The organism is Mesorhizobium sp., from assembly GCF_004962925.1.
In the GTDB taxonomy this organism is placed as follows: domain Bacteria; phylum Pseudomonadota; class Alphaproteobacteria; order Rhizobiales; family Rhizobiaceae; genus Mesorhizobium.
In genome coordinates, this window is sequence record NZ_SUEO01000134.1 from 1 (window position 1) to 2,622 (window position 2,622).

Annotated in this window: 2 protein-coding genes and 1 pseudogene; all 3 read left to right on the top strand. The window is 62.9% G+C overall.

The window, feature by feature from the left end; all coding sequences use genetic code 11:
* Positions 1-158 precede the first annotated feature (158 nt).
* Positions 159-374 (top strand): hypothetical protein, encoded by a 216-nt coding sequence (locus E5W87_RS23265; protein WP_127206675.1) that lies wholly within the window; start codon positions 159-161, stop codon positions 372-374.
* 176 nt (positions 375-550) lie between these two features.
* Positions 551-1,567, top strand: coding sequence for a GH25 family lysozyme (locus E5W87_RS23270; RefSeq protein WP_292402821.1), 1,017 nt, complete (start codon positions 551-553; stop codon positions 1,565-1,567).
* A gap of 152 nt (positions 1,568-1,719) precedes the next feature.
* Positions 1,720-2,622 (top strand): annotated as a pseudogene (locus E5W87_RS23275) (alkaline phosphatase); the annotation flags it as partial.

The following is a 2,622-nucleotide window of genomic DNA, read 5'->3' on the forward strand; positions in this document are numbered from 1 at the left end:
CCGGCCGCTTCGCGGCCACCTTCTCCCACAAGGGGAGAAGGCAAGGCGCGTGCCCAATTTTTTTCATCCGGGACACGAGATAGCCGGCAAAGCGTCATTGGCGAGCCATCATTGCCACCTATCTATTGCTTGCGGGTCGGCGGTCGAGGAGGCGACGGATGAACGACAGAATCAACACTCTGGATGAGCTTTTGAGCGATCCGATGATCAAGCTTGTGATGGAACGCGATCGCGTGCAGCCGGCGGCCCTTCGCACGCTGCTTGAAGAAAAGGTTCGCCGGGCGGAGGACGATGCGCCGGTCAACCCCGATCGCTTTGTACCGCCGGCTCACATGGTAGCCGAGACCTGCCACAAGCTATGGCTGTGCAGCTAGGCGGCGGTGCCTGACAGGGTCAGCGGTCTTTCGCGCTGTCCTGCGGACGCTTCGAAGAAGAGGCTCCTAACAATTTGATTCAAACTTTGTTGGTAATTTCTCGTTAGTAATCTGGACTGGTTTGTCCGGCGGCGCTGTCTTGCCATCGGTCTGTTGTGTTTTGCGTACAGGTCCAGATGCGGTTATCAGGCGTCGTTATCTTCTCGATCGCAGCGCTGTGCCTTGCCGGCTGCACGTCAACGTCCGGCGTCGACGCGCTGCAGGTGCCGTCCAGCGAGACGACCAGCTCGGTTGTGCGGCCGCCCGCGCCGGTCGCGTCGGTCGCTGCCGCCGATGCCGCACCCGCCTTCGCGCAGGAAGAGGCGATGGACCAAGCCGTGGCGATGGCTCCTCCAGAGCCTGTGGAAAGCATCGAACCACCCGCCGAGCCAATTGCCCTGGTGGCGCCGAACCGGCTGGCACGGGCAGCCCCGATCCTCGTCGAGCCGGTCCAGCGCTATCGTTTTCGTGACGCCAAGCCGATCAATTTCGGCAGGTCCTCGCCAAGGCACCTCGCCGTTCACGGCGTCGACGTCTCGCGCTGGCAGGGCAACGTGAACTGGGACAAGCTGCGCGCGCAGGGCGCGAACTTCGCCTACATCAAGGCGACCGACGGCGGCGATCATCTCGACCCGATGTTCAGGAAGAACTGGCGCAATGCCGACGCCGCCGGCCTGAAGCGCGGCGCCTATCACTTCTTCTACTGGTGCCGCACGGCAGGCGAGCAGGCCGACTGGTTCATCCGCAACGTGCCGAGGGTCGAGGGCGCGCTGCCGCCGGTGATCGATGTCGAGTGGAACGGCGAATCCAGCTGCAAGCGGCGGCCGTCGCGGCAAAAGGTGCTGGAGAAGATGCAGGTGTTCATGGACAAGCTCGAGCGCCACTACGGGCAGCGGCCCATCATCTACACCGCACCCGATTTTTACCGCGACAATCTCAGAGGCGCTTTCCCCGACTATCCGTTCTGGCTCCGCGCGGTCGCACAGCACCCGTCAAAGGTCTATCCCGGCCGCAAATGGGTCTTCTGGCAGTATTCCGGCTCCGGCCTGTCGCACGGGGTGAGGGGCCGCATCGACCTCAACGTGTTCAACGGTGACGAGAGGGCCTGGCGGAACTGGGTCGGCGGGCGGCAGATGGTGGCCGAGGCGGAGTAGGCGGCGGCAGAATCCCTGCATTTGCACGCCAGCATGACGTGAATATTGACGGACCCTGACCGCCTGTCGCGGAACTGTCATGGATCCGTCATCGCTTTGAAATGTCGTTCCCCCAAAGCAGGTGGCTTCCATTCGAACAGGAGACGCCACCCGTGCCCCGCCATTCCGCGCTTTTCGTCCTGACGGCAGCGCTTGCTGCCTCCGTTTCGCTGCCGGCCCATGCCGACATGATGTTCAACCGGGTCGCGAGCTTCGCGGTCGCCGGAAACCTCCCCGCGGACGTCGAGAAGACCACGCCGACTTCGTCCGAGATCATCGCGGCCAGCGAAGACGGCATGACGCTGGTCTATTCCGACAGCCCGCTCGGTGCGGTCGGCTTCATCGACATCGCCGATCCCAAGGCGCCCAAGGCCGGCGGCATCGTCAAGATCGATGGCGAGCCGACCTCGATCGTTGTCATTGGCGACAAGGTGCTGGCCGGCATCAATACGTCGGAGAGCAAAGCCAAGCCCTCGGGCAACCTCACCGTCATCGACCTTGCCTCCAAGGCGATCGAAAGCACCTGCGATCTCGGCGGCCAGCCGGACTCGCTGGCGCTGAGCAAGGACGGCAAGTTCCTCGCCATCGCCATCGAGAACGAGCGCGACGAGGAGCTGAACGACGGAGAAATTCCGCAGATGCCGGCGGGCGACCTCAAGATTTTCACGCTTGCCGAAGGCCAGCCTGATTGCGCGACGATGAAGACCGTGAACCTGGCGGGCATTGCCGAAGTCGCGGGAGACGATCCCGAGCCGGAATTTGTCGCCTTCAACGAGGCCGGCGAGATAGCGGTCACGCTGCAGGAAAACAACCACATCGCCATCGTCAACGCCGAAACCGGCGCGATCGTCACACACTTCTCCGCAGGCTCGGTCACGCTGGACAAGGTCGACACCAAGAAGAACGGCGCCTTGTCCTTCGATGGCAAAATGGAAAATGTCGCGCGCGAACCCGACGCCGTGAAATGGCTCGACAATGACCGCTTCGTCGTCGCCAACGAAGGCGACTACAAGGGC

Bases quoted from the DNA above. Each gene is read 5' to 3' on its own strand.
- E5W87_RS23265 (WP_127206675.1), top strand. From the start codon at position 159: ATGAACGACAGAATCAACACTCTGGATGAGCTTTTGAGCGATCCGATG.
- E5W87_RS23270 (WP_292402821.1), top strand. From the start codon at position 551: ATGCGGTTATCAGGCGTCGTTATCTTCTCGATCGCAGCGCTGTGCCTT.